This is a genomic window from uncultured Rikenella sp. (assembly GCF_910579375.1).
In the GTDB taxonomy this organism is placed as follows: domain Bacteria; phylum Bacteroidota; class Bacteroidia; order Bacteroidales; family Rikenellaceae; genus Rikenella.
In genome coordinates this window covers 1-2,229 of sequence record NZ_CAJTUJ010000218.1, presented here as the reverse complement: position 1 = coordinate 2,229, position 2,229 = coordinate 1, and the positions used below count along the sequence as shown (strand labels likewise).

Genomic DNA, 2,229 nt, shown 5'->3' with positions numbered 1-2,229 from the left:
TCGCTCTCAGTTCAAGTGGTCGAAGCCGGCGGGGCCTAAAACGACCCCAAAGGGTCGAGGAGCTCGGCCAACAAGTTCAGCCTGACACACAGCCCAAAGCCAAGCCTCATGCTCGGCCCAGCGCGGCACGAAAACCGATTACGGTTTTCGTGCCCGAAGAACAGTCGCAGCCCAAAGCCCAGCCCAGTTCTCCGCCCCGTGTCCGCCTCACTGCGGCTCCGCTACCGCTCCGCCGGTGCCGCTCGGCACTCGAAAGATAAGCGTATCTACTCCTAAACGTCGCCCGAGGCAATTCTTGCCGGATTGGCCGAGCGCAAACCGGCAGAATATGCCCTCTTTACGCGGGCGGGCGACAGATTTTTCGCGCAAGAACGAGTTTGTTCGCGCGCCTTGCGCGATTCATTCTATTTCGGCTCACCGCCGAAATGATTGAATCGCTTCTTCAGGCGTGGCACGCGAGCAACAGGAAAGTAATAACGGCCGCGCGCCATGACGCGAACGCGTCGGCCAAGCGGGCCCCACGTCCCGTGGACGGGAAATGCTCGCGCATTTCCACTGGCAGCCTCTACCCCAACAACTCGCAGAGCCGCGCTCCGAAGCCCGCACCCTTCTCCGCGTTATTTGCTCCCCTCCTCCTGCGCCAGCGTAGAGAGGAGTCCGCACGCCGCCAGAATATCCTCCCCCCTCGACCCCCTCGTCGTCGTGAGAATCCCCGCCGCGTTCAGCGCCCCGTTCATCCGCTTCATCTCCTCCGGCGACACCCCCCGCAGCGGACTCTCCGGAATCGCATGAAAACGAATCAGATTGATCCGACACGCCAACCCCTTCAACAGCCGCACCAACCCCTCGACATGCCTTTTCGAATCATTCACTCCCTTAAAGACGATGTATTCGAAACTCAGCCGTCGCTGATGCGCAAAATCCTGTTTCCGCAATGCCTCGACCACCTGTTCGATCCCATAGCGGTTCTCCACCGGCATCAGCTCCCGGCGCTCCTCCCGGAACGGGTCGTGCAGACTGACCGCCAGATGCACCTTCGTTTCTCGTAACAACCGCTCCATCGCCGGAATCACCCCCACCGTCGACACCGTAATCCTCGTCGGGCTCCACCCCAACCCCCACTCCGCCGTCAGAATCTCCACCGCCCGCAACACCTCCTCGATATTATCCATCGGCTCCCCCATCCCCATAAAGACGATATTGGTCAACCGTTCCGCCTCCGGAATCGCCAGCACCTGATTGACGATTTCGCCCGCCGTCAAGTGATGCCCGAACCCCTGCCTTCCCGTCATACAGAACCGACACCCCATGCGACATCCCGCCTGCGACGAGACGCACAACGTCGCCCGATCCCCGTCCGGAATATAAACCGCCTCGATATACCCCCCTCGTCGAGTCTGGAAGAGATACTTTTTGGTTCCATCCACCGAGACCTGCACCTCGCACGGATCGATCCTTCCGGCCACGATTCCTCCCTCCCGCAGCCTTCTGCGAGCCTCGAGCGAGAGATTGGTCATTTCGTCGACCTCCGCCACCCGTTTTTTGTAGATCCAATCCGCCATCTGCCTTCCCGCAAACGACTTCAGCCCGACCTCCTCCGCCACCCGTTTCAGCTCTTGCAGCGATTTCCCCACCAACCACTCTTCTGTTTTCAATTCATTCTCCATCGATTTATCGTTCTTTTCTTTTTGAAATTACCTCTCCCCTCATCTCCCTATACTTCGCCATCCCTCCGTGTCTCGCACAATTCCCATTTTCCCCGCCCCGGGCTTCCGCAGCAGCAATACAGGCGTACCGGGCGGCATCGGCAACAATGGTTACAGCTGGTCAAGCTTGGTGGTCGACTCATACGGCTGCTATTTACGTTTCGTAATGAACGCGGTTCAGCCAGGCTATCCAAACGGTCGTGCCAACGGTCTTCAGTTGCGGTGCCTCTCGGAATAAAAGAGGAGGTACTGCGGGGTAATTTAGGGCAGCGGCTCCTCCGGGCTTCCGCAACGCAGATTCGGGAGCGTTGTGGAACCTCGGAGCCAGCGGTTACAACTGGTCGTCTTCAATCAACAGCACCAATGGTATGTTCTTAGCCTTCGGTTCGCAAGGTCTGGATTCCAACAACGCAAGCAACCGCGCCCACGGTTTTCCGTTGCGTTGCCTCTCGGAATAAACGCGCCCACAGGGCGTTTTACTGCCAGCCTCTACCCTACTTTTGAGCTGAATCCTGCGGTTCGA

The 2,229-nt window shown here is 58.8% G+C and carries 2 protein-coding genes; one reads left to right on the top strand and one right to left on the bottom strand.

Annotated elements, in window-relative coordinates; all coding sequences use genetic code 11:
* Window positions 1-617: 617 nt before the first annotated feature.
* On the bottom strand, window positions 618-1,667 hold the full coding sequence (gene rlmN, locus QZ302_RS09840; RefSeq protein WP_294594917.1) for a 23S rRNA (adenine(2503)-C(2))-methyltransferase RlmN: 1,050 nt from the start codon (window positions 1,665-1,667) through the stop codon (window positions 618-620).
* Window positions 1,668-1,734: 67 nt separating this feature from the next.
* Between rlmN and QZ302_RS09835 the strand changes: the two genes are divergently transcribed.
* Entirely contained in the window at window positions 1,735-1,944 is a 210-nt protein-coding gene (locus tag QZ302_RS09835) for a hypothetical protein (protein WP_294594915.1), read from the top strand.
* Window positions 1,945-2,229: the final 285 nt, after the last annotated feature.